The 23,761-nt window shown below is 49.0% G+C and carries 17 protein-coding genes, 1 tRNA gene and 1 riboswitch; of the genes, 13 read left to right on the forward strand and 5 right to left on the reverse strand.

Annotated elements, in window-relative coordinates; translation table 11 throughout:
- Window positions 1–851: 851 nt before the first annotated feature.
- Both EJV45_RS18320 and EJV45_RS18325 read left to right on the forward strand, forming a co-directional pair.
- A complete protein-coding gene (locus EJV45_RS18320) occupies window positions 852–1,223 on the forward strand; it encodes a MauE/DoxX family redox-associated membrane protein (RefSeq protein ID WP_129718072.1) in 372 nt (123 codons plus the stop codon).
- 1,450 nt (window positions 1,224–2,673) lie between these two features.
- On the forward strand, window positions 2,674–3,753 hold the full coding sequence (locus EJV45_RS18325; protein ID WP_129718074.1) for a calcium:proton antiporter: 1,080 nt from the start codon (window positions 2,674–2,676) through the stop codon (window positions 3,751–3,753).
- Here EJV45_RS18325 and EJV45_RS18330 read toward each other — a convergent pair.
- A complete protein-coding gene (locus EJV45_RS18330; protein ID WP_129718076.1) occupies window positions 3,737–4,993 on the reverse strand; it encodes an aminotransferase class V-fold PLP-dependent enzyme in 1,257 nt (418 codons plus the stop codon). The two genes, EJV45_RS18325 and EJV45_RS18330, sit on opposite strands and share 17 nt — an antisense overlap.
- Window positions 4,994–5,144: 151 nt before the next feature.
- Between EJV45_RS18330 and EJV45_RS18335 the strand changes: the two genes are divergently transcribed.
- The 5 genes from EJV45_RS18335 to EJV45_RS18355 all read left to right on the forward strand — a co-directional run bounded on the left by EJV45_RS18335 (window position 5,145) and on the right by EJV45_RS18355 (window position 13,254).
- Complete coding sequence (locus EJV45_RS18335; RefSeq protein ID WP_129718078.1) at window positions 5,145–5,606, forward strand: Lrp/AsnC family transcriptional regulator; 462 nt, start codon at window positions 5,145–5,147, stop codon at window positions 5,604–5,606.
- Between the two features lie 373 nt (window positions 5,607–5,979).
- Window positions 5,980–6,087: riboswitch (SAM riboswitch) on the forward strand.
- Window positions 6,088–6,342: 255 nt separating this feature from the next.
- Window positions 6,343–9,534, forward strand: a complete 3,192-nt coding sequence (locus EJV45_RS18340) for a SusC/RagA family TonB-linked outer membrane protein (RefSeq protein WP_129718080.1) — start codon at window positions 6,343–6,345, stop codon at window positions 9,532–9,534.
- Window positions 9,535–9,543: 9 nt separating this feature from the next.
- Window positions 9,544–10,977 (forward strand): SusD/RagB family nutrient-binding outer membrane lipoprotein, encoded by a 1,434-nt coding sequence (locus tag EJV45_RS18345; RefSeq protein WP_129718081.1) that lies wholly within the window; start codon window positions 9,544–9,546, stop codon window positions 10,975–10,977.
- Between the two features lie 7 nt (window positions 10,978–10,984).
- Entirely contained in the window at window positions 10,985–11,980 is a 996-nt protein-coding gene (locus EJV45_RS18350) for a TlpA disulfide reductase family protein (RefSeq protein WP_129718082.1), read from the forward strand.
- 173 nt (window positions 11,981–12,153) lie between these two features.
- The gene (locus EJV45_RS18355; protein ID WP_129718083.1) at window positions 12,154–13,254 is read left to right on the forward strand and encodes a mechanosensitive ion channel family protein; all 1,101 of its coding nucleotides are present in this window, start codon (window positions 12,154–12,156) and stop codon (window positions 13,252–13,254) included.
- A gap of 7 nt (window positions 13,255–13,261) precedes the next feature.
- Here EJV45_RS18355 and EJV45_RS18360 read toward each other — a convergent pair whose 3' ends face one another.
- Window positions 13,262–13,462 (reverse strand): hypothetical protein, encoded by a 201-nt coding sequence (locus EJV45_RS18360; protein ID WP_129718084.1) that lies wholly within the window; start codon window positions 13,460–13,462, stop codon window positions 13,262–13,264.
- A 64-nt stretch (window positions 13,463–13,526) separates the two neighbouring features.
- A complete protein-coding gene (gene xth, locus EJV45_RS18365) occupies window positions 13,527–14,300 on the reverse strand; it encodes an exodeoxyribonuclease III (RefSeq protein ID WP_129718085.1) in 774 nt (257 codons plus the stop codon).
- A gap of 131 nt (window positions 14,301–14,431) precedes the next feature.
- Between xth and EJV45_RS18370 the strand changes: the two genes are divergently transcribed.
- The gene (locus tag EJV45_RS18370) at window positions 14,432–15,814 is read left to right on the forward strand and encodes a sensor histidine kinase KdpD (protein ID WP_129718086.1); all 1,383 of its coding nucleotides are present in this window, start codon (window positions 14,432–14,434) and stop codon (window positions 15,812–15,814) included.
- A 91-nt stretch (window positions 15,815–15,905) separates the two neighbouring features.
- Entirely contained in the window at window positions 15,906–16,223 is a 318-nt protein-coding gene (locus tag EJV45_RS18375) for a hypothetical protein (protein ID WP_129718087.1), read from the forward strand.
- On the opposite strand, the gene EJV45_RS18380 is transcribed toward EJV45_RS18375, so the two are convergent.
- Window positions 16,220–17,737 (reverse strand): glycoside hydrolase family 32 protein, encoded by a 1,518-nt coding sequence (locus EJV45_RS18380; protein WP_165305104.1) that lies wholly within the window; start codon window positions 17,735–17,737, stop codon window positions 16,220–16,222. The genes EJV45_RS18375 and EJV45_RS18380 overlap by 4 nt on opposite strands.
- Before the next feature lie 178 nt (window positions 17,738–17,915).
- Between EJV45_RS18380 and EJV45_RS18385 the strand changes: the two genes are divergently transcribed.
- The gene (locus EJV45_RS18385; protein WP_129718089.1) at window positions 17,916–20,210 is read left to right on the forward strand and encodes a M60 family metallopeptidase; all 2,295 of its coding nucleotides are present in this window, start codon (window positions 17,916–17,918) and stop codon (window positions 20,208–20,210) included.
- 126 nt (window positions 20,211–20,336) lie between these two features.
- Window positions 20,337–20,756 (forward strand): VOC family protein, encoded by a 420-nt coding sequence (locus EJV45_RS18390; protein ID WP_129718090.1) that lies wholly within the window; start codon window positions 20,337–20,339, stop codon window positions 20,754–20,756.
- Window positions 20,757–21,182: 426 nt separating this feature from the next.
- On the opposite strand, the gene EJV45_RS18395 is transcribed toward EJV45_RS18390, so the two are convergent.
- A tRNA-Phe gene (locus EJV45_RS18395) sits at window positions 21,183–21,255 on the reverse strand.
- Between the two features lie 177 nt (window positions 21,256–21,432).
- Between EJV45_RS18395 and EJV45_RS18400 the strand changes: the two genes are divergently transcribed.
- Both EJV45_RS18400 and EJV45_RS18405 read left to right on the forward strand, forming a co-directional pair.
- Window positions 21,433–22,725 carry a 4Fe-4S dicluster domain-containing protein gene (locus EJV45_RS18400; RefSeq protein ID WP_129718091.1) on the forward strand — a complete coding sequence of 431 codons (1,293 nt, stop codon included), beginning with the start codon at window positions 21,433–21,435 and terminating at the stop codon, window positions 22,723–22,725.
- Window positions 22,726–22,749: 24 nt separating this feature from the next.
- Complete coding sequence (locus tag EJV45_RS18405; protein ID WP_129718092.1) at window positions 22,750–23,538, forward strand: (Fe-S)-binding protein; 789 nt, start codon at window positions 22,750–22,752, stop codon at window positions 23,536–23,538.
- The last annotated feature ends 223 nt before the right edge of the window (window positions 23,539–23,761 follow it).

Below are 23,761 nucleotides of genomic sequence, written 5' to 3' on the forward strand. Positions count from 1 at the left end.
CTCAAATATACGCTAAATTAAGTGTCCGGTCTGTAGCACCTTCACTGAACATTCATTGCTGCCCTGTAAAAATTTGCAGAACAAAATAGGATTCTTCTGAACAGTCTCAAGGCAATATTTGCCTGAATCTTCTGATTCAAAGCCCTGAATTTTGTGTCTGTGGGTTTTAGGTACAGCGGTGGTTTTGATGGCAGTTTTGCCTGATTACTGCCACTGATGGGTGTGAACCGGCCTTGTATCTTTTCGCCGCAGAAAAGTATTAAAAGTCTTGCAATGTTTTAAGGAGTTGGGAAGAACCAGGGAGTGGAACTCTTTGGGAATAACGAGTAACAAATAAGGACCCAAGGCCATAAGCATAACCACTCATAACGCCGTTTTTAAGTCTGGAGCTGCGAACAGCCGGGCATTTTCCCGCCGCCGTCGGACTTTTAATGCTTTTATGCAAGAAAAGATACACAGCCTTGATTTTATGCTGAACGCAGTGTAACGCTGAGGGACCTCCCTGGTGCTGGGCATTGCCGTCAACTTGATGGAAAAAGCTTTGTAACGAGCAAAGGTCAGATTCCTCACCGCACAATTCGCAGCAGGAACAATTTGGCTTGCGGTTTCGGAAGCAGCCCCACGGCGGTGAGCGGTCCGATCCCACAGTTTCACATTTGTTGAATCCGAAGGGCTTTAGACTTTGGCAAAACTTTCACCGGACATCTTGACCGAACATTAGCCCGCTCATGACAAGTTCTTCTATACATTGCCGCGCAACATGCTGCTCCCGCTTCGTGGTAGTGCAATTACCATACAGTTATCAATTCTTTATAAATTTTCTTAATTTGAACTTCTCTAACAAACTCGATATGAAAATTGTAAAACTCGTTATCTGCATCCTTTTCGGATTGTTATTTCTCAACGCCGGACTTGACAAGTTTTTTCATTACATGCCCATGCCGGAGCTTACCGAGGCGCAGAAGCAGTCATTTGCTGCCTTTGGTCAGATTGTCTGGCTCATGCCACTGGTTGGTGCCATTGAAGTTCTGGGCGGGATCCTGTTTATGATTCCGAAGACCCGGGCACTTGGAGCCCTGGTGATCCTTCCCGTTATGGCAGGGATTTTCCTTCAGGCATTGGTTGTTGACCAGACCGGTTTACCCATGGCGGCCGTGCTGCTGCTGATTAATCTCTGGATAATCTTCGATAGCAGAAAAAAATACCAGCCAATGTTAGCCTGACAAGGCGGTCAGGCCTGACCGTATACAGGCCTGACCAAGTGACCACTGTTAACTGCTTCGACACGATTTCCTGGTTCTAAACACCTAATTCTTACCACTTACCGGCAAATCGCTGCCATTTACCGGCACCTGTTTCGTTGCCCCGGGGCGGCTGTGCATCTTTGTATTGTAAACGAAGTCTGACATTCGCGCGTGAGAGAGAGAGACGAGAAAGCGATAAGAGAGCGTTGGAGAGCGTTGGAGAGCATGTGACAGCCCGCTGTAGTGAAGCGTAGATGATAGTTGCGGGGGATGTGAAGATGATTTGTGCGAACAGCGGGTTGGACCGTCGTCCTGGTGAAAGAGATGTGAAGTTGATTTGTGTCAGTTAGGATCAGAGGGGACAGGACGGCAGGAGTGAGAAAGCGTGAGGGTGAGTGACAGGGATAAGCGCGAATGCAAAGACGGATACAGTTTTCTTAGGTTTAATTTTAGGTAAAAGGTGCCCTTCCGGATGGAGCGGCGCCTTTTTTTTAGCCTCCCCTATAGGTCTTTTATAGACGCGAACCAGTAATCCCCGACCAATTTGTCCGGAAAGCTTCTGAAAAATCAGCGTATCAAGGGTCCGGGTAAGGCCGAGAGCATTCGTTCATGAAGAAAAACTTCAAAGGAACGAATACCTCGTAATCCGAAGTTTTGATGAGAGCTATAATTTCTTGGTCCTTCATCTTGGTTCTTTTTTCTTTAGTCTCATCGACATACCCATTTACCGGCTGAATTGAACCATTTAACGGTACCCGCTTCACTGGCATCCGGTTATGACGCATCTTTGTCTCACTAACTACAACAGCATCATGCTGCATAAGTGTAAGTTTTCTTAGGTTTAATTTTAGGTAAAAAGGTGCCCGTCCGGATGGAAAGGCACCTTTTTTTTTGCGGGAGCCGCCGGATCACAGGCTCCGTGCAATTGTAAGCCGCAATCTGCTGCCTGCCCCCTTTCATCCACTCATTTCTCCTATTTAACGATACTCCCTTCTGAAACAGCGCATTGTAAAGCACCTTTGTATCACAACACACCGGATAACAGGTCTTGTTTCCGGAAAGTGAGAGTTTTCTTAGGTTTAATTTTAGGTAGGAGGTGCCCGTCCGGATGGAGAGGCACCTTCTTTTTTTTGGCTCTGTGCGGAGCGCTATCGACTCCCGGCATCTTCCAGGCCATTTACCGGCTAATTCTACCCATTCAACGACACATATTTTTAAATACGATGCATGCATAGCATTTTTGTCTCATTAGCGAACAGGCGGCAGATCTTGCCGCTGAAGCGTGAAGGTTTTCTTAGGTTTAATTTTAGGTAAAAAGATGCTGCTCTGGATGGAGCAGCTCTTTTTTTTTGTGATTTTGCCAGGCATTAATCTTCCGAAAATCAAACACCGCCCCCCTGTTGTTGTTTGCTAAGTAAGTTACCTGCCTATGAAAAATATTTCCCTTCCCTTATGGACGATCGCCACCCCGCTTGTTGCCTGGCTTGCCTTCGGCGGAAGTTTTCTATATTCCGGAACCCTTGTGCAACTCGTGCTTGCCGCCTGCCTGGTCGGAGCCGTGCTGTCTGCCGTGCATCATGCCGAGGTTGTAGCTCATTGGGTCGGAGAACCTTTCGGTACATTGTTACTGGCACTTGCCATTACAGTGATTGAAGTAGCGCTGATTGTGTCTATCATGTTATCAGGCGGACCAGAGACCGGGGCGCTGGCGCGGGATACGGTCTTTGCGGCCATCATGATTATTCTTTCGGGCATTGTGGGCATCTGCCTGCTTGTCGGCGGAATTAAATACAAGGAACAGACATTCAGCCTTCAGGGTGTAAACGCGGGTCTCATTGCGCTCACTGCAATCGTCGTACTGACCTTGCTGCTGCCGAACTACACCACCAGCCAGGCTGGTCCATATTACACACCTCTTCAACTGGGTTTTGTTGCTATTGTTTCATTGGTGCTTTATGGAACATTCGTATTAGTCCAGACAGTAAGACACCGCGACTATTTTCTTCCCGCAGATTTGCAGGAAGATGTCGACGCGCATGCTGAGGTACCCAACCGTGCAACCGCTATGATCAGTTTGCTATTCCTGCTGCTGAGCCTGGCCATTGTTGTTATTCTGGCCAAATCGCTGTCAGGCGATATTGAACGGGCAGTTGTCGCGGCCGGTGCACCAAAATCGCTGGTGGGGATTATTATCGCTGCAGTCGTGCTGCTGCCCGAGGGACTGGCCGCATACCGGGCGGCCAGCCGGAACAGGCTGCAGACCAGCCTGAACCTGGCGCTGGGTTCGGCGCTGGCAAGCATAGGACTAACCATTCCCGCGGTCGCAATTCTGTCTATATTCGGAGGCATGCACATCACGCTTGGAATCGACATGAAGTCAACCCTGCTGGTTTTGCTGGCATTGTTTACATCGATGCTGTCGCTGGCAAACGGGCGCACCAATGTGCTTCAGGGTGTAGTCTTGCTGCTGATATTTGCCGTCTATTTGTTTACTACGATAGCGCCGTAAGCCGGACGGCAAAACCGGCAACCTCAGCAATAAAATTGTCCAGTTCTTCCTGCGTATTGTAGTAGTGCGGGGATGCCCGAACTGCCCAGGCTGCCTTCTTTTCATCAAAATCCAGAACGGCATACTGCCTGTAGCTGGGAACTACATTAAACCGGGCGCGGCTTAATGTCCTGAAAAGATCGGCGGGGTCAGACAAACCGTCAAAAGTAAAGGTGACCAGGCCGCCGAGCTCGGCGCCGCGGTCAAGCACTCTTAAACCGCCGATCTCTGACAGGCGTGACCTCAGGTAATGTGCTGCATGCTGAATTTGCCGGCTGATGCGTGTTTCACCTATGCCGAGGTAGTACCTGATCGCTTCCGCTGTTCCCAGTACCAGGGCATAAGCAAACTCCCAATCCTCAAATCTTACTGCGCCCGGCCGCTGTTTGTAGATGCTGGCTGACGTCCATTCCGCACCGCGCATATCAATAAATAAGGGCTCCAGTCCGGCGTTCAGGGCCCGGTCAGAGACATACAGAAAACCGGTTCCCCTCGGACCGCGCAAAAACTTTCGGGCAGTGACACTCAAAAAATCGCAGGCCAGGGCATTTACATCCAGTTTTAATTGCCCCACTGACTGGCACGCATCGAGGATATACCAGGTTGGTTCATCGTGCAGGTCGCGGTAGCGACTGTAGATTTCGGCTATTCCGGTAACCGGCTGAATAAGCCCCGAATTGGTAGGAATGTGCGTAATAGCGAGCAATTTCGGCTTTAACTTAAAAAGCTTGTATTCAAGATCTGAAAGGTCGACACCACCTTGCTGGGCGTTTTCAATGTGTACGATGCGGACCCCGAAACGTTTCTGACACGCCAGAAACTGGAGCTGGTTTGACACAAAATCATCCTTGTCGGTGAGAATCACGTCGCCCCCTGAGAATGGAATTGATGACAGGGCGCGGGTGTATGCATCTGTAGCACTTGCCGTAAAAGCGATGTTTTCCGGTTTACAGTTAAGCAGTTCGCCGGCAAGTGTGTAAAAACTGCCAATTGCGTCGGCCTTAGCAGCCGCGGCTTCATACCCGCCTGTTTCTGACTCAAACCTGATGTGATCCAGAACAGCTTTGGTCACTTGGTCCGGCATCAGGCCGGCACCTGCATTATTCAAATGCGTTACGGCCAGCACACCTGGTGTGTCCTGGCGAAAACGCGCCAGTTCGGCATCATTGAAGATTACCGGAAATTTTACTAATCGATTCATATTTTTTGTTTTAAATGCAGTGCCGGCATGCATATAATTTGCGTGGCCGTTTGCTGACTCAAAACTAGGTACCCCGCCGGGCCTGATTCAGTTGAAATACCTGCGGCCGGCGCATTTTTTATGTAAGTTTGATATTAAAAACGGGCAAAACATGCAAGAGCCAGACGAATACGATAAAAAGCTTCTTTCTCTGCTTCAACAGAATAACCGATTAACCGCCGAAGAACTCAGTGAACGCGTACACCTGAGCGCAAGTGCTGTGCAGCGCAGACTGAAACGCCTGCGCGACGATAAAATCATTCAGGCAGACGTATCCATTGTTTCGCCCCTGGCCGCCGGATTACGTATTACCTGTATTGTCGACATTATCCTGCAGGATGGCGGTTCAGGTGAGTTAGCAAAGTTCAAGGCATTGATGCGCGGATGTGATGAAGTGATGCAATGTTATTTCGTTACCGGCACTTACGACTTCGTTCTGCTGGTAAATGTTCGCGACATGGAACATTATGAGGCGTTTTCCACAAAATACCTCATGGATAATCCAAATGTTAAACACTTTCATACACATGTGGTGATGGATAAGGTGAAAGTTGGGTACACAATTAAATTTTAACCTGACAATTTACTTTATGTCGTGTTTTTACAATTTTATTAAAGTTTGAACTCCCATTTTTGATCCGTCTTCAGCAAATGAATAGTCCGCAATCAAACAGATTCAAAATTTCGCTGCAGAGTACTGGTTACAACGATAGAAACAGCGTCTGAAAGACGTCTTAAAAATATGCTGCCGGCAACCTGACCCCCTCTGAGCCGGCGGCAAGAAAGCCCATGCAAATGGGCTTTTCTTTTTTTCAGGCATCTATCGAAATAGCCCTTTTCCGGCGCTGCGCCGCTTTTGTCAGCCCATTCTCAGAATAAAAAAATAATTACTACTAATTATATAGATATTGCATACATTTGCCTCACCAAAAATTGGTAACAATAGCTATTTATCCAGAAAGACGGAGGGAAAGGCCCGATGATGTCTTAGCAACCCCAGCAATGGTAGGTGCTAAATCCTGCTTCACTGCCTCTGCAGCGAAGAAAGATAAAGCGTTCGCAGCCTCAGGCAACCGATCAGTTTTTCTCAGGAATTTCAGGATAAAGGCACAAGAATTTTAATGAAAATTAGCCATGTGTTCATCTACCAGTCAACCACGCAAATGTATGCCTTCGGGCATTGTTGAGAATTCCAGCCTGTCGACATACCGGCAGCACTGACCTTACCTTCTAAACATCATTCCACTTCATCCCAAACAATCCTGAAGACGACGGGCAGACTGTGTATTGCCCGGATTAAATCAAAAACAATGAAAAAACAAAAACTCTTTATTCGCGGCCTGCTTCTCTTTTTCCTGACGGCAGGTTTCGTAACATCTGCCCTTGCACAGGTTACCGTAACGGGTAGCGTTAGCGGAAAGTCTGATGGTCAGGCTCTTCCAGGCGTAACCGTGCGTATTGAAGGGAAAACAACCGGCACTGTAACCGATGGGTCGGGCCGGTTTAGCATTCAGGCGGCAACCGGCGATGTACTCATCTTTACATATGTCGGTTATGTAACACAGTCGCAGCGTGTAACCGGTGCGAGCCCGCTGAATATCGTGCTTGACGACACCGGCAATGAACTTGCAGAGGTTGTCGTGACTGCGCTGGGTATCAGCAAAGAGAAAAAGTCGCTGGGCTATGCCATACAGGAAGTAAAAGGGGTCGATCTGGCTGAAGCCCGGGAAAGCAATCTTGTTAATTCGCTTGCCGGTAAGGTTGCGGGTGTAAACATTACCAACAGCCAGGGCAATATGGGCTCGTCGAGGATCATCATTCGCGGTGAAACTTCCATTTCAGGAAACAACCAGCCATTATTCGTTGTCGACGGTGTGCCGGTAGACAACTCGCAACTGGGTGCCGGCGGCTCCCGCGACTACGCAAATGCCATTTCAGACATCAACGCAGAAGACATCGAAAGCATCAGCGTTCTCAAAGGTCCGAACGCGGCTGCATTGTATGGCTCGCGTGCAGCCAACGGCGTAATTCTGATCAAAACGAAATCGGGCAAACGCGGCCAGAGCAGAAGCATTTCGCTTAATTCAAGCACAACATTCGAAAACCTCCTGGTTCTGCCGGAATACCAGGATGTATACGGGCAGGGCTCGAACGGTCAGTTCAGTTACGTTGATGGCAGAGGCGGCGGCGTAAACGATGGCGTTGATGAAAGCTGGGGCCCCAAGATGGATGGACGGCTCATCCCGCAGTTTAACTCGAACGGCGTCGCCGTACCATTTGTACCGCATCCGGATAACGTGCGCAGCTTTTTTGAAACCGGTCATTCGCTTAATAACGGCGTATCGTTCACCGGTGGCGGCGATGCCTACAATTACCGTTTTTCTTACAACAACAGTGCGCAAAAAGGCGTAGTACCAAACTCAGAGCTGAACAAAAACAGCTTTGGTCTCAACACATCCTTTGATCTGCTGCCTAAACTGAAGCTGGATGTCGGTGTAAATTATGTACGCACCTCGTCAGATAATCTGCCGGGTGCAGCCGGGAGACGGGCTTCAAGTACCATGCTGCAGTTCCTATGGTTCGGTCGCCAGGTTGATGTCGGCGCACTCTACCCCTACCGCGACGCCAATGGCAATACCTTCAACTGGAACAACAGTTATTATAGCAATCCATATTTCATTGCCTATGAGAATACCGTCTCGCAGCGCCGCGATCGGCTGATTGGTAATGCAGGACTCACCTATCAGATCAGCGAGGGCCTGAAACTAAATTTCAGAACCGGTAACGATTACTACAACGACCGCCGCAAAATCCGCATCGCCTACGGAACCAACGGAACACCTTTTGGCTCGTACCAGGAAACAGGCTATACAGTGAACGAAAACAACACCGAGGCCACGCTGAACTACAATAAACAACTGAACACTGATTTCAGCCTTGATGTGCTTGCCGGCGGGAACCTGCGCAGCCGTTTTTACGAAGAGAACAACCAGCTGGCCCCGCGGCTTGCCGTTGCGGGTATCTATACCCTGGCGAACTCGCGTGATCCGCTGAGTTCTTCAAACTATTATAGCCGGCTGAAGATTTACAGCTTATTTTCGTCGGCGCAGATCGGTTTTCGTGATTACGCTTACCTGAATCTTACCGCAAGGAATGACTGGTCGTCCACCCTCCCTTCGCAGAACAACTCTTATTTCTACCCTTCGGCGAACGCGAGTCTGATCCTTACCGAGGCATTCGATTGGAAAAATGACATTTTGAATTTCGCCAAACTTCGCGGCGGCTGGTCGCGCGTGGGGAAAGACACCGACCCTTATCAGCTGGTGAACACCTACCCGTTCAACCCGATCTTTGACAGTTATCCGCTGGTTACGCTGACCGACCGGTACCTGAATCCAAACCTGAAACCTGAATACACAAACTCGACAGAAGCAGGTATCGAACTTGGATTCTTTAAAAACCGGATCAGGCTGGATCTGAGTTTGTATGATACAAACAGCTTTAACCAGATCTTTAGCGCTGATATCAGTACAGCGACCGGTTTTGCCCAAAAACTTATTAATGCCGGCCATATCAATAACCGGGGTATCGAGGTACAACTGGGCTTAACACCCGTTAAACAGCAGGATGGTCTGCAGTGGGACATCACCACCAACTTCTCACGTAACCGCAGCCGGGTGCTGGAGCTTGATGATGAAGGGCAACTGAACAGCGTGGTTCTTGGCAGCAGCGGGGTGCAGGTCCTTGCCAGCATCGGGCAGCCATACGGTACATTATTTGGTACCGCATATCAGCGGAACGCAGATGGTCAGATCCTGGTGAATGCTTCGGGTTATCCGCAGGTTGATCCGACCAAACAGGTACTTGGTGCCTATCCGCCAAAATGGATCGGCAGCATTGGTAATGACTTCAGCTATAAAGGGTTCAGCCTTGGTTTCCTGGTCGATGCGAAAGTCGGCGGATCAATCTATTCGGGCACGCATTCTACAGGGTATACCACCGGTGTGCTTGCGGAGACCCTTCAGGGCCGCGACGAAGAGAACGGCGGTCTTCCTTACTACTATCCCGGCAATGACCGTTCGGCAGCACCGGTACAGCTTCCATCGCACGGCAGTGCAGCGCCGGGCGCAGCGACTGTTTACCATGACGGGGTGATCTTTGACGGTGTCCGTGCAGACGGCAGCCGCAATACACGTATCCTCTCTGCCCAGCAGTATTATAAATCCATAGCGAGCATTAACGAGGCACATGTATTCAGCTCAACTGCGGTACGTCTTCGCGAGGTAACACTTGGTTATACACTGCCGAAGAAGTGGCTTGCGGGTGCGGGCATCGCCAACGCACGCTTCAGCCTGGTTGGCCGGAACCTGTGGATCATTCACAAAGATGTACCTCATATTGACCCTGAAACCGCTTTCGCAACCGATAACGCACAGGGTCTGGAATCTTTGCAATTGCCAACAACCCGAAGCTACGGATTTAATCTTAACCTCACATTTTAAGCACCCGTCATGACAACATATAAAAAAACATTCATCTTCGCCTTGCTTGCCCTCGGACTCGGCGCCTGCAAAAAGGATCTTCAGGTTACCAACCGGAATCCGAACGAAGCCGAGACTGCTCAACCCGATTACCTGCTTGCCAATGCCCTCAAAAGCGCGGGCGATACCTATTACAGCACAGGTACCACGATGGATGCCAGCCTGCTCTTTGTTCAGCACTGGTCTAAGATTCAATATACGGACGCCGATCGTTATATTTTCACCAATGGCAGTTTTGAAGCCGGCTGGAGGAGCTTTTATACCCAGAGTCTTGCAGACCTGAATGTTCTCGCACAGCTTGGCACGCAGCAAAACAACCCCAATTATCGCGCGGTAGCGCAAACCCTCAGAAGCTGGGTCTTTTTGTTATTAACAGATGCTTATGGCAATATTCCTTATACTGATGCGCTTGACATCAACAAACTGACGCCAAAATATGACGACCAGCGAAGCGTATATCTTGGCCTGCTTGCGGAGCTTAAGACCGCGCTGGCTACTTACAATGCCAGCGGCCCGGCTATTCAGGGGGATCCCGTTTTTAGCGGAAACCTTGCGCGCTGGAGGCGGTTTACAAATGCACTCAGGCTGCGTGTTGCCATGCGCATTGCAGATCGTGAGCCAGAGCTGGCGCGTCAGGCGGTAAGCGAGGTGCTGGCTGATCCCGCAGGACTACCCGCATCAGAAACCGAAACTGCCCGCCTGCCCTATTTCAGTTCGCCAAATCAAAACCCCATAGCCCGGATCTTTGAAACACGCGACGATTATCGCATTTCAAAAACGACTGTCGACAAACTCAAAGCGCTGAATGATCCCCGTCTGGGCATTTATGCAAACAGAACGGCGACGGCTACGCCGGAGGTGTATGTAGGCATCCCCAATGGCCTCACCACGGGCGATGCGGCAAACCTTGGTTTTGCAAGAACTTCGAAACCCGGCGATTTCTTTACAAAGGCAAACGCGCCGGCAATCATTCTGAGCTGGTCGGAGAGCCTCTTTGATCGTGCAGAAGCTGCAGCCAGGGGTTACAGCACTGAAAACGCCGCTGATCTCTATCGGCAGGGCATCAGCGCTTCGCTTCAATCATACGGCATCGATGCTGCGGCCATTTCCACATATCTCGCCCAGCCGGCGGTTCAATATGAAGCAGGCAATTTCAGAAAATCGATCGGTGAACAAAAATGGCTCTCGCTTTTTGGCCAGGGCTTAGAGGCCTATGCCGAGTGGCGCAGGCTTGACTACCCGCAGCTGGCCCCTGCTGTTGCCGGCGTTCTTGACGGTAAAATTCCGCTGCGTTTTATTTATCCGGGAACTGAACAGGCACTGAATAAAACCAGTTATACAGATGCAGTGCGCAGGCAGGGTCCGGATGCACTAACAACCAGGCTATGGTTTGACGTAAATTAATAAAGACATGAAAAAATATCTCTTCGGTTGGCTTGCCACCGCAACCTGCATGCTGTCTGGCCTGGTGGCCACTGCGCAGCAGCCGCTTCAGTTAACCGGCACTGCAGCCGGAATAAGCCAGGGTAAAGTGTACCTCCAAAAATTCAATAACAAGATGTTTCTGACCGTAGACTCGGCAGAAATAAAAAACGGCGCCTTCAGCTTTAACACGAAGGTGCAGCTGCCTGAACTTTACGGCCTGACACTCGACAAAAACAAGAGTCCATATTACATTTTCCTTGAGGCAGCACCTGTCAAAGTGCAGCTTGATTCGGCTGCCCGTTACCGGAACACCCGGGTAACGGGTTCTGCAAGCCAGGACATTTTTACGGCCTACCGCAAAGCCGGCGATCCGGAAATCGGTGCCTTCATAAAAGAGCATCCGGCATCGATTGTGGCGGCCTATGTACTCTATCGCGAATGGTCTTACCGGCTCAGCCCTGAACAGATCACTGCATATACCGGACAACTGGACGCATCCCTGCAGGAAACCGAATATGTGAAAACATTAAAGGCTCTCGTTCCAGTACTTCAAGCCGTACAGCCCGGAAACCGGGCAAAAGATTTTGCCGGAACGACCCCAGAAGAACGACAGGTTAAACTCAGCGACCATTTCGGGAAATATGTGCTGCTGGATTTCTGGGCAGCCTGGTGCCCGCCCTGCCGGGCCGAAAACCCGAACGTGGTAAAGCTGTTTAACAAATACCGTTCAAAAGGCTTCACCGTTTTTGGCGTATCGCTTGACAGGGATAAAGAAAGTTGGGTAAAAGCCATAAAAGACGATAAACTTGACTGGCCGCAGGTATCAGACCTTCAGTTCTGGAACAGCGCCCCGGCGAAACTTTACGGGGTACGCGCTATTCCGGCCAACGTACTGATAGACCCGAACGGCGTGATCATTGCCCGCAACCTTTACGGTGCAGAACTTGAAAAAAAACTGGCTGAAGTATTCAGCGCAAAATAAAGGCTTCTTTGTTTGGTTTGTTGGCCTGTGGCATACAGCTGCGGGCCAATTTTATTGCTTTTCGTCCGCATGTGCTGTTCTCCCGGAAAGATCAGTATCAGTCTGCTGCATCTCCAATCTAATAAAACCTTCAGCAGGGCAGGTTGTTTAGGTTGTGAATTTACCCTTGAGAGATGCAAGAAGACTTTTTATCCAATCTTAACGTTCATCCGTTGCTTCGAAATACGCTTATCGGGGCGGTGGCTATTATCTTTGGTCTGATCATCAAGGTGGTCATCAGTAAAAGCTTTCGCTGGCTGGCCAGGTTATGGCCAAACTTCCTGATCGACTCGATCATCAAACGCCTGGCGGGACCGGTTACCTCCTTTGTGCCGCTACTGTTTTTTAATTTCAGCCTCGATTATATGGGACTGGAGAGCCATGCCGGAAGGGTTCTGAACAAATTCGTTGAGATTGCGCTAACCGTAAATTTTGCCATCATTCTGGTACGCATCATCAAGGTCCTTGAAGATTATTTCTACCACCGTTACGACCTCAATAAAGAAGACAACCTTAAAGAGCGTAAAGTGCGCACCCAGTTACAATTTGTGCGTAAGTTCCTGGTGTCGCTGATCGTCATTTTAACAATTGCGGTCGTGCTGCTGAGTTTTGAAAGCATGCGTAAAATAGGCACAGGCTTACTTACCGGTGTTGGTATAGGCGGTATCATTATCGGTTTTGCGGCACAAAAATCTTTAGGTAACCTGCTGGCGGGTTTCCAGATCGCCTTTACGCAGCCGATCAGGATAGACGATGTGCTCGTGGTTGAAGGGGAATGGGGACGCGTGGAAGAAATTACCCTGACTTATGTCGTAGTAAGTATCTGGGACCAGCGCAGGCTTATACTGCCAATCACCTATTTTATCGAAAAGCCTTTTCAGAACTGGACACGGGTTTCTGCGCAATTACTGGGTACGGTTTTTCTTTACCTTGATTATGATGCGCCCATTGCAGCGATGCGTGATCAACTAACCGAAATTCTTACCGGTCATCCCCTGTGGGACAAACGTGTGAATGTAGTGCAGGTGACCGATTCAAAGCAGGATGTAATTGAAGTAAGGTTGCTTCTCAGTGCCAGAAATTCATCGCAGGCATTTGACCTCCGCTGCGAGGTTCGTGAGCGTATGATTGCCTTTCTTCGCGAGCATTACCCGGAAAGTCTGCCAAAAACACGGGCCGACCTGGCCTTCCCCGGCAAAAGCAAGGTGCTGCCCTTCCAGGAATCGCAGGATTGATGCAGTTTTAACGGGAATGTCTTAACTGATGCAGGTATGCTTCGCCCGCGGGCGTCAGATTTGCGGCATGCTGAACCGTGCTGCGGTCAATATGAATGTATCCCAGGCGCTCAAGTTCTTCGTAATCATCTTCCCTTCCGCCGAGAACCGACGAGCTGACCTGCTGTTCAATAATGTCCAGCAGGTTCCATATTTGTTCCTGTTCCATAACTTATATTTGCTAATTTTTTGTTGTTTAACAACCTGCATACAAGGATGTTTCAGTTACCCCGTCAGTCTTTACTGATCTCAATCCATACCGGCGCGTGGTCGCTGGTCTTTTCCCATCCGCGTACATGTTTGTCGACGCCTCCGTTTATAAGTCTGGGTGCAAGCCGCCCGTTCAACAAAAAATGGTCGATGCGTAATCCGGCATCGCGTCCGTAAGCATTGCGAAAATAATCCCAGAAAGTATAAATGACCTGATCGGGATAAAGTTTCCTGATCGCGTCAGTCCAGCCCTGTGCAAGCAGTTCGTGAAAAGCAGCGCGGGTTTCAGGCCTGAAAAGGGCGTCGTCTACCCAGCGTTCCGGTTTGTACACATCAAGCTCGGTCGGCATGACGTTATAATCGCCAGTAATAACAACCGGTACTTCTTTGTCATACAATGTTTTAGCCTGCGAGATCAGGCGGGCAAACCAGCCTAATTTATAGTCGAACTTCGGACCGGGCGCCGGATTACCGTTCGGAAGATACAGGCAGCAAATAAGCACGCCATTGATCATGGCCTCCAGGTAGCGGCTTTGCAGATCCTCTTCATCACCTGGCAGGCCCCGTGTTACTTCTTCAATTTCGTATTTAGAAAGAATGGCTACGCCGTTCCAGCTCTTCTGTCCGTGCCAGATTGCTTTATAACCGAGTGCCTCAATCGCCTCCAGCGGAAATCTTTCCTGCGGTGCCTTTAATTCCTGCAAACAGGCAACATCAGGTGCCGATTCTTCCAGCCAGCGCAGCAATACCGGCAGCCTTGCACTGATGCCATTTACATTATAGGTTGCTATTTTCATGATGTTGTAAGTTAACAGGTAAAGTGATTGCGAAGTTTTTGCCAAAAATGTAAAAGAAAGCCGATTTGGTAAAATGCAGGATTTACTTTAGATAAAACTGTATTTTTAACCCCACAGTTCCAAACACTATTTTGCAAATAAGAAGCGCTATCTCACAATTCTGGAGCCGGCTTGTTGGCTCACCCGAAACGTTTGCACTCAACGAACGTATTTTTCATTCGGTTTGCATTGTGGCTATGATGGCCTTAATCTACAATATTCCGTTTAATTATGCCATTGGCCTTCCAGATATTTCAGCGTTGTGTATTGCAATTCTGGGCGTTTTAACTTTCTTTTATTACCTGTCGCGTTTCCGCCAGAAATCCACGCTCAGTATTTTCGTTTGTTGTGCCCTGGGAAGCTTACTTTTCGCCGTTAACTTTTTTCTGAATTCAGGGCTTTCAGGCCCTACGGATCTTTTTTTCCTGGCGCTCATTGTTCTGACAATCTCAGTCGCAAATTCCAGACAGTACCATTTTTGGGTACCATTTAATATCGTTCTGATGGTCGGGCTGAGTCTGGTAGAATACTACCGGCCAGACCTGGTTCCCGGCACATATGACTCAACCGAAGAACGGTTTATTGACATTAACTCCGCCTTTTTAATCACTGCTCTGCTCGTGTACATCAGCCTGGGCATTATCAGGCAGAGCTATAACCGTGCGCGGCAGGAAGCTGAAGACCGGACGCGTGAAATACTTGTTCAGCACGCCGCTATCCTTGCGCAAAAGCAGGAACTTGAAGTTGTCAATTCAGAAAAGAACAAGCTGATGTCTGTAATTGCACACGATCTAAGGGCGCCGATTACTAATCTGCAGAGTTACCTTGAGTTGCTGGCTCAGGGATTTATTGATGAACAGGAAAAGAAGGTCTTTGAATCAGAGTTGCTCCAGAACACAAAAGACACCGGGCTTTTATTAAGCAGTCTCCTGCTCTGGTCAAAATCACAGATGGAAGGTTTGAAAGTCTCCCTGAAAAGCATCAGATTGCGCGAACACATGGGTCACTGGCTCGAAGTAGACAAGTCTATCGCTGCAAAAAAGAATATTCAATTTGAGTATGACATTGACGGATCGCTGCAGGTAATTGCAGACGAAGCGATGCTGATGACGGTCATCCGAAACTTAAGCGGTAATGCCATTAAGTTTACGCCTCCCGGCGGATATGTAAAGGTGGCTGCGCGTGAGGAACAGGGGGAAATTCTGATCAGCGTTGCTGACGATGGGCCGGGAATTACGCGTGAAAGGCAAAAAAAAGTTTTTTCCATGGCGATTGAATCGATGAGTGGTACTGCAAACGAAAAAGGCAGCGGCCTTGGACTCGCGCTTTGCAGGGACTTCTCCGAGCGGCAAGGCGGAAGAATCTGGTTCTCAAGCTCTCAAACCGAAGGGACGGTCTTCACATTGGCTTTACCGGCAGGCACGCATCAGGACATGCAGATGGAGGCTAGTGCCGGGTATTCCGAAAAGAGCTAAATAACGGCAGCTAAAACGCACTGTTTAGGCCTCTCAACACTTGCCGTTTCGGCCGGATATCTTATCTTAGAAATACCAACTAGAGAAACTTATGAGCCCACACCGATCGTCACGAGTCCTGACGATAGATTTACAGTCCCGGCATAAATTAAAACCGGGAACTGCAGAGCTATCTGCATTACTCAGAATTATACTTAAAAACCCTAAACGGGATCTCGCCTGGCTGCAAAGACAGACGGAGACAGACCTTGAACCCTATCTGAATTATCTGGAAGACGCAGGCCTGATCCGGGTACATGATTCCCCGCTTGACGACCAGCCGGCCGGGTATGCAAAAACCTACAGCATTACTGCCAGCGGCGTAAGTGAACTGGCGAACCTGATGTTTCCGGGCCTGCCGAGGCGTTAAATACCAGTCATATCAAATAGCTTCAAAGAGGCTGTAGCACCCGAACCTGCATCTGAGAAAAGCCATAACTGCCTTGCATTGGCCTGCGGATAAACCAGCGTAGAAATTACTGCCTCTCCATCGTTACCAAAGACTTCCAGTGAAGAGCGGTCAAACAACACCCTCAGTTTTATTTTGCCGTTCTTTGCTTTCAGGTCTGCCACCTGGAAAAGGTTCTGCGGCTCTTTCCGGTCTTTTTCAGCCGTTCGGCAATCAACATACAGCTGTTTCTTACCGGGATCATATCCTGCTTCTATGAAGGTCTTTTTTTCGGGGTCTGCAGCAAGCCTGACACCCTGTCTTCCAGCCTTACTTACATCAAATTCAACCTCCAGCCACCAGCAGTTTTCCTCAAACTTACCGGTTTTACTTAACAGCTTCTCTTTACCGATTGTAAATGATTTACTGATAAACTTTTTTTCTGCAGGTAAACGTTCCAACGCCGCCGTAACCAGCTGTGCGGGGCGTTGAACGAGGCGGATACCATCGGCTGTTGTAACAAGGCCGAGGTCTCGCGGAATAGACATCTGGCCCCGCCAGGGAAAGGTTTCTCCCTTGCCGGGCATCAGCCAGCCGATAAGCGTGTGCCGGTCGGGCAGGCGGTACGGAATGGCTGCATAAAACGTATCCCCATGGTCTACAGTTAAAATGGTCTTATCTGGCGTGTCACTTTTAAATGTTTTTCCGTCGAAGTCGCCAACAAAATACTGCATAAAAGCAGGGTGCCGTTCGCCGCCAGAAGACACCATCATCAGCCACTTGATCTTCCCCGGATTACCGTCTACAGGAAGCGGTACAATGAAGGGGCATTCCCAAACATGTCTGGTGTATCCCTGCGGACCAAATTCGCTGAGGAGATCCCACTTTTTCAGATCGCCTGAGCTATAAAACTGGATTTTGTGGGCTGCGGGAAGCGCCACCGCCATTACCCATTTGCCCGTCGGTTCATGCCAGAAAACATTGGGGTCGCGAAAATCTTTCAGTCCCAGATCGATTACCGGGTTTCCTTTAAATTGTGTAAAGGTTGTTCCGCCATCATTGCTGTAAGCCAGTGCCTGCGTTTCCTTTTTCTGTTTCGGCTGGTCGGCCGTATAAATTGCAACCAGCGGTGCTTTACCATCCTTTCCGAAACCACTGGTATTTTTTGCATCAGCAACAATAGATCCGGAGAAAATCCAGGTTGTTGTATCGGGTGTTTCAATCTCAGGAATCGCCACGGGGAGGTGCTTCCACCGGAGCAGATCGGTGCTGGTGGCATGCCCCCAGCTCATGTGCCCCCATTTGTTTTCAAATGGATTGTGCTGATAATAAAGGTGGTAAACCCCGTTTATAAATATGGGACCGTTCGGGTCGTTCAGCCAATTCTTCGGCGCAGTGAAATGATAGGACGGCCGCCATTGCGGGGTGGCAGTCTGTGCGGTTACAACAGAAACAGCACAAAGGCTGCCTAAAAAAAGTAATAGGATTCTTTTCATCTGGTTAGGTTTCAGGACCGGAGCAATCTTCAGGGTGTTCAGCTGCGCAGGCAAATTAAAGATATAAAAAAATAGTACGCCCGCCCTGGGGAAGTTTAGCGGGCTGGAAACCGTTTGCATTTTTTAACATCTTGCCGTGCCAGGTTTTGAGTACTTTGTACCGATCAAAACACCTTAAATGACGCTGAGAACATTACTTTTTTCTTTTCTTATTATGTTAACTGGCTACACCCAGGCGCAGCATTCGCTTCAGAAGGACCGGGACATCCTGCTTCAGGGCATAGAAAAATTGCCGCTGCCCCCCGCGGGAAAAGGTATAGCTATGTTTTTAATCACTGGTTTTGATCCGGAAATTATCGCCACGGCTCCGGTAGAAATGGATGTCACGTTAAAAGCCAATGTGCTCAGCACATCACGTATCGGAACAGGCAAGCTTATTTTGTTTGGCTCTCCTGAATACCTGCGCAATACGCGTGAACACCCCGGGGTTGAAACGCTGATCAGAAATACCTTAAAGTGGTCTGTTCCAAATGGCAGAAAACGGATGGCGACGTTGACTTTTCAACCTTCGCCAGACCTGAAGAAAGTACTGAAAGAAGAACAATTCAGGTATGCCACCGCACCGGCATTCAGAGACAGGAAGCGGACAACGGTTCTGGTGCTTGACCGGGATGCAAAAGACTCAACAGAACTAAACAATATAGAGGACTTCGTGCAGAAAGGCGGAACACTCATATTTCTGTCGCCATACGCAGATTTGCATGAAAATAGTAAAAGAACAGGGAAGCCGGTGCCCGCAGATTTAATGATGAACAAATTGTTTGCAAAAGCCGGCTTATTCAGTCCGCAAATGTTAAGTATCCCATCAAATATAAACGCCGGTTTAGATACTGGCAAGGCGCCCTATTATCTTCACCTCGCGGGCATACTTGAGCGTTTCGGGCAGTCCGACCGGGATATGACTGACCATTTTGCGCGTTATCTGTTTACCGACACCCTTTTGAAGAAAACGCTGGCACCAGAAAACCGGAACTCACCGGCTTTTGCACGAATCAAGAGAGACTTCAACCTGCCGGACAGCCTGCCTGTCCCAACGCCAGAGAAACCCTGGGAGAACAGGAATAAGCTGCAGAAAACGGCTTTGCAGCTTGCATACCGGATCTATGAAGAAGAACAGGATTTCGCCGGTCACCCCGAACGGCGGGCGAAGGGACATGAAGTTTTCCCTGGTGCCGTACCCGCTTCTGCACCGCGTATCAGTACAAAACTAAGCCTGCGTATACAGGTAGGCAGACAGGGCTTAAGGGAACCTGCTGAGGGAAGTAAAATCCTACACAGCACGGGTCTGTACGTACCCGCCGGTGAAAGAGTAACGATAGTTTTATCCGACTCACTGCCTGCCAACGGACTGGAAATCCAGGTCGGCCTTCATGACAACGAACTTTATCATCTGGATGAAATAAGACGCATTCCGGTTAATACCGTTCGTATCCAGCATTTCAAAGCGAAAAAGGCAGAAGTCTATTCACCGTACGGCGGTTTGCTTTTGATTGGCATTCCGGATACCTCGCGTCTGACAGTTCTCGGCCTTGAAGTTTCCGGAGCGATCAGAGCACCCCGTTTTAAGCTTGGTGAAACGACGCTGGCAGACTGGAACAATAATCAGAAGAACCTGGAAGCACCCTGGGCAGAACTCGCTACCGATAAAATTATTCTAAACGTTCCATCATACAGGATCAGGCAACTGACCGATCCCGAAGCGCTGATGAAATTCTGGGATGAGGTGATGGACGCAGATGCAGACCTTGCCATCATCCCGCGAAAGCGGCTTAAAGCTGAACGGATCATTGCAGATCCCGAGGTGGCCTTCGGCTACATGTTCACCTCGCCAGAGAAGATCGTTGTACCGGATGATGAAAGCTGCGCATTGATGCTTGACGAGCAAGCTCTGCGAAAGAAGGGCTCCTGGGGGGCCTTCCATGAAATAGGGCACCGTCATCAGTTTACTGCCATAGACTTCCCGGCATTGACGGAGGTAACGGTGAACCTTTACACTATGTATGTGTACGATAAGGTTCTTGGTAAAGGTCTCTATAACCATGGCAGCATCCAGAACAAAAAAGCGGCAATAGAGCAGATAAAACGATATCTAAATAACAAGCCGGATTTTGCGATCTGGTGCAATGAACCATTCATAGCCTTGTCCATGTACGTCCAGATCATTGAAGCTTTTGGATGGAAAGCAATCTTTGACATGCACCGGAGTTACCGCAATCTTCCCGCCTCTTCACTGCCGCGGTCTGAGCAGGAGAAAATTGACCTTTGGTTTGTTACGATATCAACCGCTACGGCTTCTGATCTTGGACGTTTCTTTGAAACCTGGAAAATTCCGGTATCAGAACAGGCCCGCCGGCGCGTAAGCCACCTGAAACCCTGGTTTCCGACGGAGCTGGAAGTTCAAAAATGGTATTAGACAAACGAACAGCACAGGCTGAACAGGTTAAGAGCGCCGATTGTCCAAAAAGACCCTAAACAAGTCGCACGGGCACCCGCACCTTATTGTCTGTACATCCTAGTTTTGATTAAACAATACGCAGTTATGGCAACTATCAATCCTTACCTCAACTTTGACGGCCAGGCCGAAGAAGCTTTTAAATTTTACCAGTCTGTTTTTGGCGGCGAGCTGTCCATGCAGAAAATGAAAGATGCCCCGGGTACCGAAAATCTTCCCGATTCAGAAAAAGACCTTGTTATGCATGTTGCCCTGCCGATTGGAGGCAATATATTGATGGCCTCAGACTGTATCTCGTCAATGGGTCATCGGCTGAACCCGGGCAATAATTACTATGTATCGTTGAGTCCCGACAGCCGCGAAGAAGCCACACGGATATTTGAAACCCTGGCTGAGGGAGGCACAATAGAAATGCCGCTGGAAGATATGTTCTGGGGCGATTACTTTGGCTCACTGAAAGACAGGTTTGGCATTCAGTGGATGATCAATTTCAATAACAATAAATAGACGCCCGGCAGTTCCGGATGGAAAAGAGGCGGTTTTAGCAACAAGCGGGGCTTAGGCCCCATTTTTTTGTTGTTTAAAGATAATGCGAAGTTAGTTCTGGGAAACAGCAGTGCCTTTCTACAGATCGGGCAAAATTTCGTGGCGAGACATGATAAATAGAATGTTATGTGAGTCTGTGCAGTCAGGCCGGTCCTCAGTTGTCCATATTCGAATAGTAGATTGACCAGGAACCGCCATACATTTCATTTGCCCGCCGAAGAATCTTGGCAAAAATCGCCCGTTGAGAATCATTAAGAGTCTATCCAGCTTTACCTGATGATTTAAGCGAATAAACTTAGTCAAAACTTACAGGGCCCCGCGTTGAATTCGCCAGAAAAAAGTGCGATCAAGGCACAAAAAAACCCCTCAGATGGCTCTGAGGGGTCGTGGTACCAGCTGGATTCGAACCAGCGACACAAGGATTTTCAGTCCTTTGCTCTACCAACTGAGCTATGGTACCGCCCGTTTGGGATTGCAAATGTAGTGTCTTTTTCGAAACAATGAAATTTTTTTTAAAAAAAACTGAAAAACCCCATTTACTAACGCCAATGAAGTGATTCGAAATAAAAAAATTATGCATGCATAATAATTCCGTTTGGTAAAAATGTGTTATTTTTAGCCACGTAATCCCGTAGCGATGATTTCACAACTCATTTTTATACTTATTACGCTGGGTGCCGTTGCACTGTTCAGTATAAACGCGCGAAAGATCTGGCGTAACATCAGGCTGGGGCGACCTGCAGACCGCAGTGACCGCCCTGCCGAGCGTTGGGGCACCATGTTACGTGTAGCTTTCGGGCAATCGAAAATGGTTGTTAAACCGATTCCGGCCCTGCTTCACTTCTTTGTCTATGCCGGCTTCATCATCATTAATATTGAATTGCTTGAGATCATGATCGACGGTTTTACCGGCTCACACCGCATATTTCATGGTTTTGGTGGCTTCTACAACTTCCTGATCGGCAGCTTTGAGATTCTTGCGCTCACGGTCTGGCTTTCCTGCGTAATTTTCCTGATCAGGCGGAATGTTTTGAAAATTAAACGTTTCAGAGGGGTCGAAATGACCACCTGGCCAAAGTCTGACGCCAACCTGATCCTGATTACAGAGATCCTGCTTATGTCGGCCTTTCTGATCATGAATGCCGCAGATGCCAAACTTCAGGCACTGGGTGCAGGGCACTATGTCAGTGCCGGGGCATTTCCCGTAAGCAGCTGGCTTCAAAATCTCCTGCCAGCCAGCGAGCAGAGCCTGATTGTAATTGAGCGGGTCTGCTGGTGGTTCCACATTATCGGCATCTTTGCTTTTCTGAACTACCTCCCCTACTCCAAGCACTTTCACATTCTGCTTGCTTTTCCAAATACCTATTTCAGCAAACTGCGACCTAAAGGGGAATTCACAAACATGGAATCGGTTACAAATGAGGTTAAAGCCATGCTTGACCCTTCGTTCAGTCCGCCGGAAACGACTCCAGGTCGGTTCGGCGCGAAAGATGTGACCGACCTGAACTGGGTAAATCTGCTGAATGCGTACACATGTACGGAATGCGGCCGGTGCACAGCGGCATGCCCGGCAAATATGACCGGAAAACTGCTTTCGCCAAGAAAGATCATGATGGACACCCGCGACCGGCTTGATGAGGTTGGGCGAAACATTGATAAACACGGGGCCGGACACGACGATGGCAAAGGCCTGCTCGACGATTATATCTCCCGAGAGGAAATATGGGCCTGCACAACCTGCAATGCCTGTACGCAGGCATGCCCGGTCAACATCGACCCGCTTGGAATTATCATGGAATTACGGCGTTATGCGGTTATGGAAGAATCGAAGTCGCCGGCCAGTATTAACGTCATGTTCGGAAACGTCGAAAACAATGGCGCACCATGGAAATACTCACCCGCAGACCGTCTGAACTGGCGTGATGCATAATTGAAGAAAGATACAGCAGAAGTTATGGAATTTAAAGTACCTACCATGGCCGAGATGATGGCCAGCGGCGAAGAGCCCGAAATTCTGTTCTGGGTTGGCTGCGCCGGAAGTTACGATGAGCGCGCGCAGAAGATCACACGCGATATTTGCAAGATTTTGCATCATGTAGGCATCAAATACGCCGTGTTAGGTACCGAAGAAAGCTGCACGGGCGATCCGGCAAAACGTGCCGGCAACGAATTCCTTTTTCAGATGCAGGCCATGGCCAACATCGAACTGCTGAACGCTTACCAGGTAAAAAAGATCGTTACAGGCTGTCCGCACTGTTTCAACACGATAAAAAATGAATACCCGGGTCTGGGTGGAAGTTATGAGGTAATACACCACAGCCAATTGATCCAGCAGCTAATCAACGAAGGAAAACTTCGTGCTGAAGGCGGCGAAAGTTTTAAAGGTAAAAAAATCACGTTCCACGATCCGTGTTACCTGGGCCGGGCAAATGGCGTGTATGAAGCGCCGAGGGCTTCGCTTGAAATTCTCGATGCCGCACTTGTAGAAATGAAACGCTGTAAATCGAATGGCCTTTGCTGCGGCGCCGGCGGGGCGCAAATGTTCAAAGAACCAGAGCCTGGCAAAAAAGATGTGAATATTGAACGTATTGAAGAGGCCCTTGCAACACAGCCGCAGATCGTTGCAGCCAGCTGTCCCTTCTGTATGACCATGCTGAAAGACGGTGTTAAACTAAAAGACAAGGAACAGGAAGTCGAAGTACTGGATATCGCCGAAATCACAGCCCGGGCAAACGGATTATAGCGAATGGATTATAGTAAATAGCGCAGAACCCCTCCATGAGATTAAAGAAAAAGGATCAAGGAGGAAAGACCACAGAACCCCTTAGCCGCCAAGGGCGGGAGTGTAACGCGAACTGTGTCAGTTCTAAATTAACGCCTCTCAGAAGCCTCTGTTCTCCTGAAGAATTCTGTCACCAAATTTAATGTATAATTGCGAGAATGCCAGTCCCCAGTTATGGATTGGC

This window comes from Pedobacter sp. SYP-B3415, assembly GCF_004138205.1.
GTDB lineage: Bacteria > Bacteroidota > Bacteroidia > Sphingobacteriales > Sphingobacteriaceae > Pedobacter.

What these genes read in the sequence shown, in the direction of transcription:
- EJV45_RS18320 (WP_129718072.1), top strand. Translation starts at nt 852, where the DNA reads ATGAAAATTGTAAAACTCGTTATCTGCATCCTTTTCGGATTGTTATTT.
- EJV45_RS18335 (WP_129718078.1), top strand. Translation starts at nt 5,145, where the DNA reads ATGCAAGAGCCAGACGAATACGATAAAAAGCTTCTTTCTCTGCTTCAA.
- EJV45_RS18390 (WP_129718090.1), top strand. Translation starts at nt 20,337, where the DNA reads ATGGCAACTATCAATCCTTACCTCAACTTTGACGGCCAGGCCGAAGAA.
- EJV45_RS18405 (WP_129718092.1), top strand. Translation starts at nt 22,750, where the DNA reads ATGGAATTTAAAGTACCTACCATGGCCGAGATGATGGCCAGCGGCGAA.
- EJV45_RS18330 (WP_129718076.1), bottom strand. Translation starts at nt 4,993, where the DNA reads ATGAATCGATTAGTAAAATTTCCGGTAATCTTCAATGATGCCGAACTG.
- EJV45_RS18325 (WP_129718074.1), top strand. Translation starts at nt 2,674, where the DNA reads ATGAAAAATATTTCCCTTCCCTTATGGACGATCGCCACCCCGCTTGTT.
- EJV45_RS18400 (WP_129718091.1), top strand. Translation starts at nt 21,433, where the DNA reads ATGATTTCACAACTCATTTTTATACTTATTACGCTGGGTGCCGTTGCA.
- xth (WP_129718085.1), bottom strand. Translation starts at nt 14,300, where the DNA reads ATGAAAATAGCAACCTATAATGTAAATGGCATCAGTGCAAGGCTGCCG.
- EJV45_RS18385 (WP_129718089.1), top strand. Translation starts at nt 17,916, where the DNA reads ATGACGCTGAGAACATTACTTTTTTCTTTTCTTATTATGTTAACTGGC.
- EJV45_RS18375 (WP_129718087.1), top strand. Translation starts at nt 15,906, where the DNA reads ATGAGCCCACACCGATCGTCACGAGTCCTGACGATAGATTTACAGTCC.
- EJV45_RS18380 (WP_165305104.1), bottom strand. Translation starts at nt 17,737, where the DNA reads ATGAAAAGAATCCTATTACTTTTTTTAGGCAGCCTTTGTGCTGTTTCT.
- EJV45_RS18340 (WP_129718080.1), top strand. Translation starts at nt 6,343, where the DNA reads ATGAAAAAACAAAAACTCTTTATTCGCGGCCTGCTTCTCTTTTTCCTG.
- EJV45_RS18345 (WP_129718081.1), top strand. Translation starts at nt 9,544, where the DNA reads ATGACAACATATAAAAAAACATTCATCTTCGCCTTGCTTGCCCTCGGA.
- EJV45_RS18355 (WP_129718083.1), top strand. Translation starts at nt 12,154, where the DNA reads ATGCAAGAAGACTTTTTATCCAATCTTAACGTTCATCCGTTGCTTCGA.
- EJV45_RS18350 (WP_129718082.1), top strand. Translation starts at nt 10,985, where the DNA reads ATGAAAAAATATCTCTTCGGTTGGCTTGCCACCGCAACCTGCATGCTG.
- EJV45_RS18360 (WP_129718084.1), bottom strand. Translation starts at nt 13,462, where the DNA reads ATGGAACAGGAACAAATATGGAACCTGCTGGACATTATTGAACAGCAG.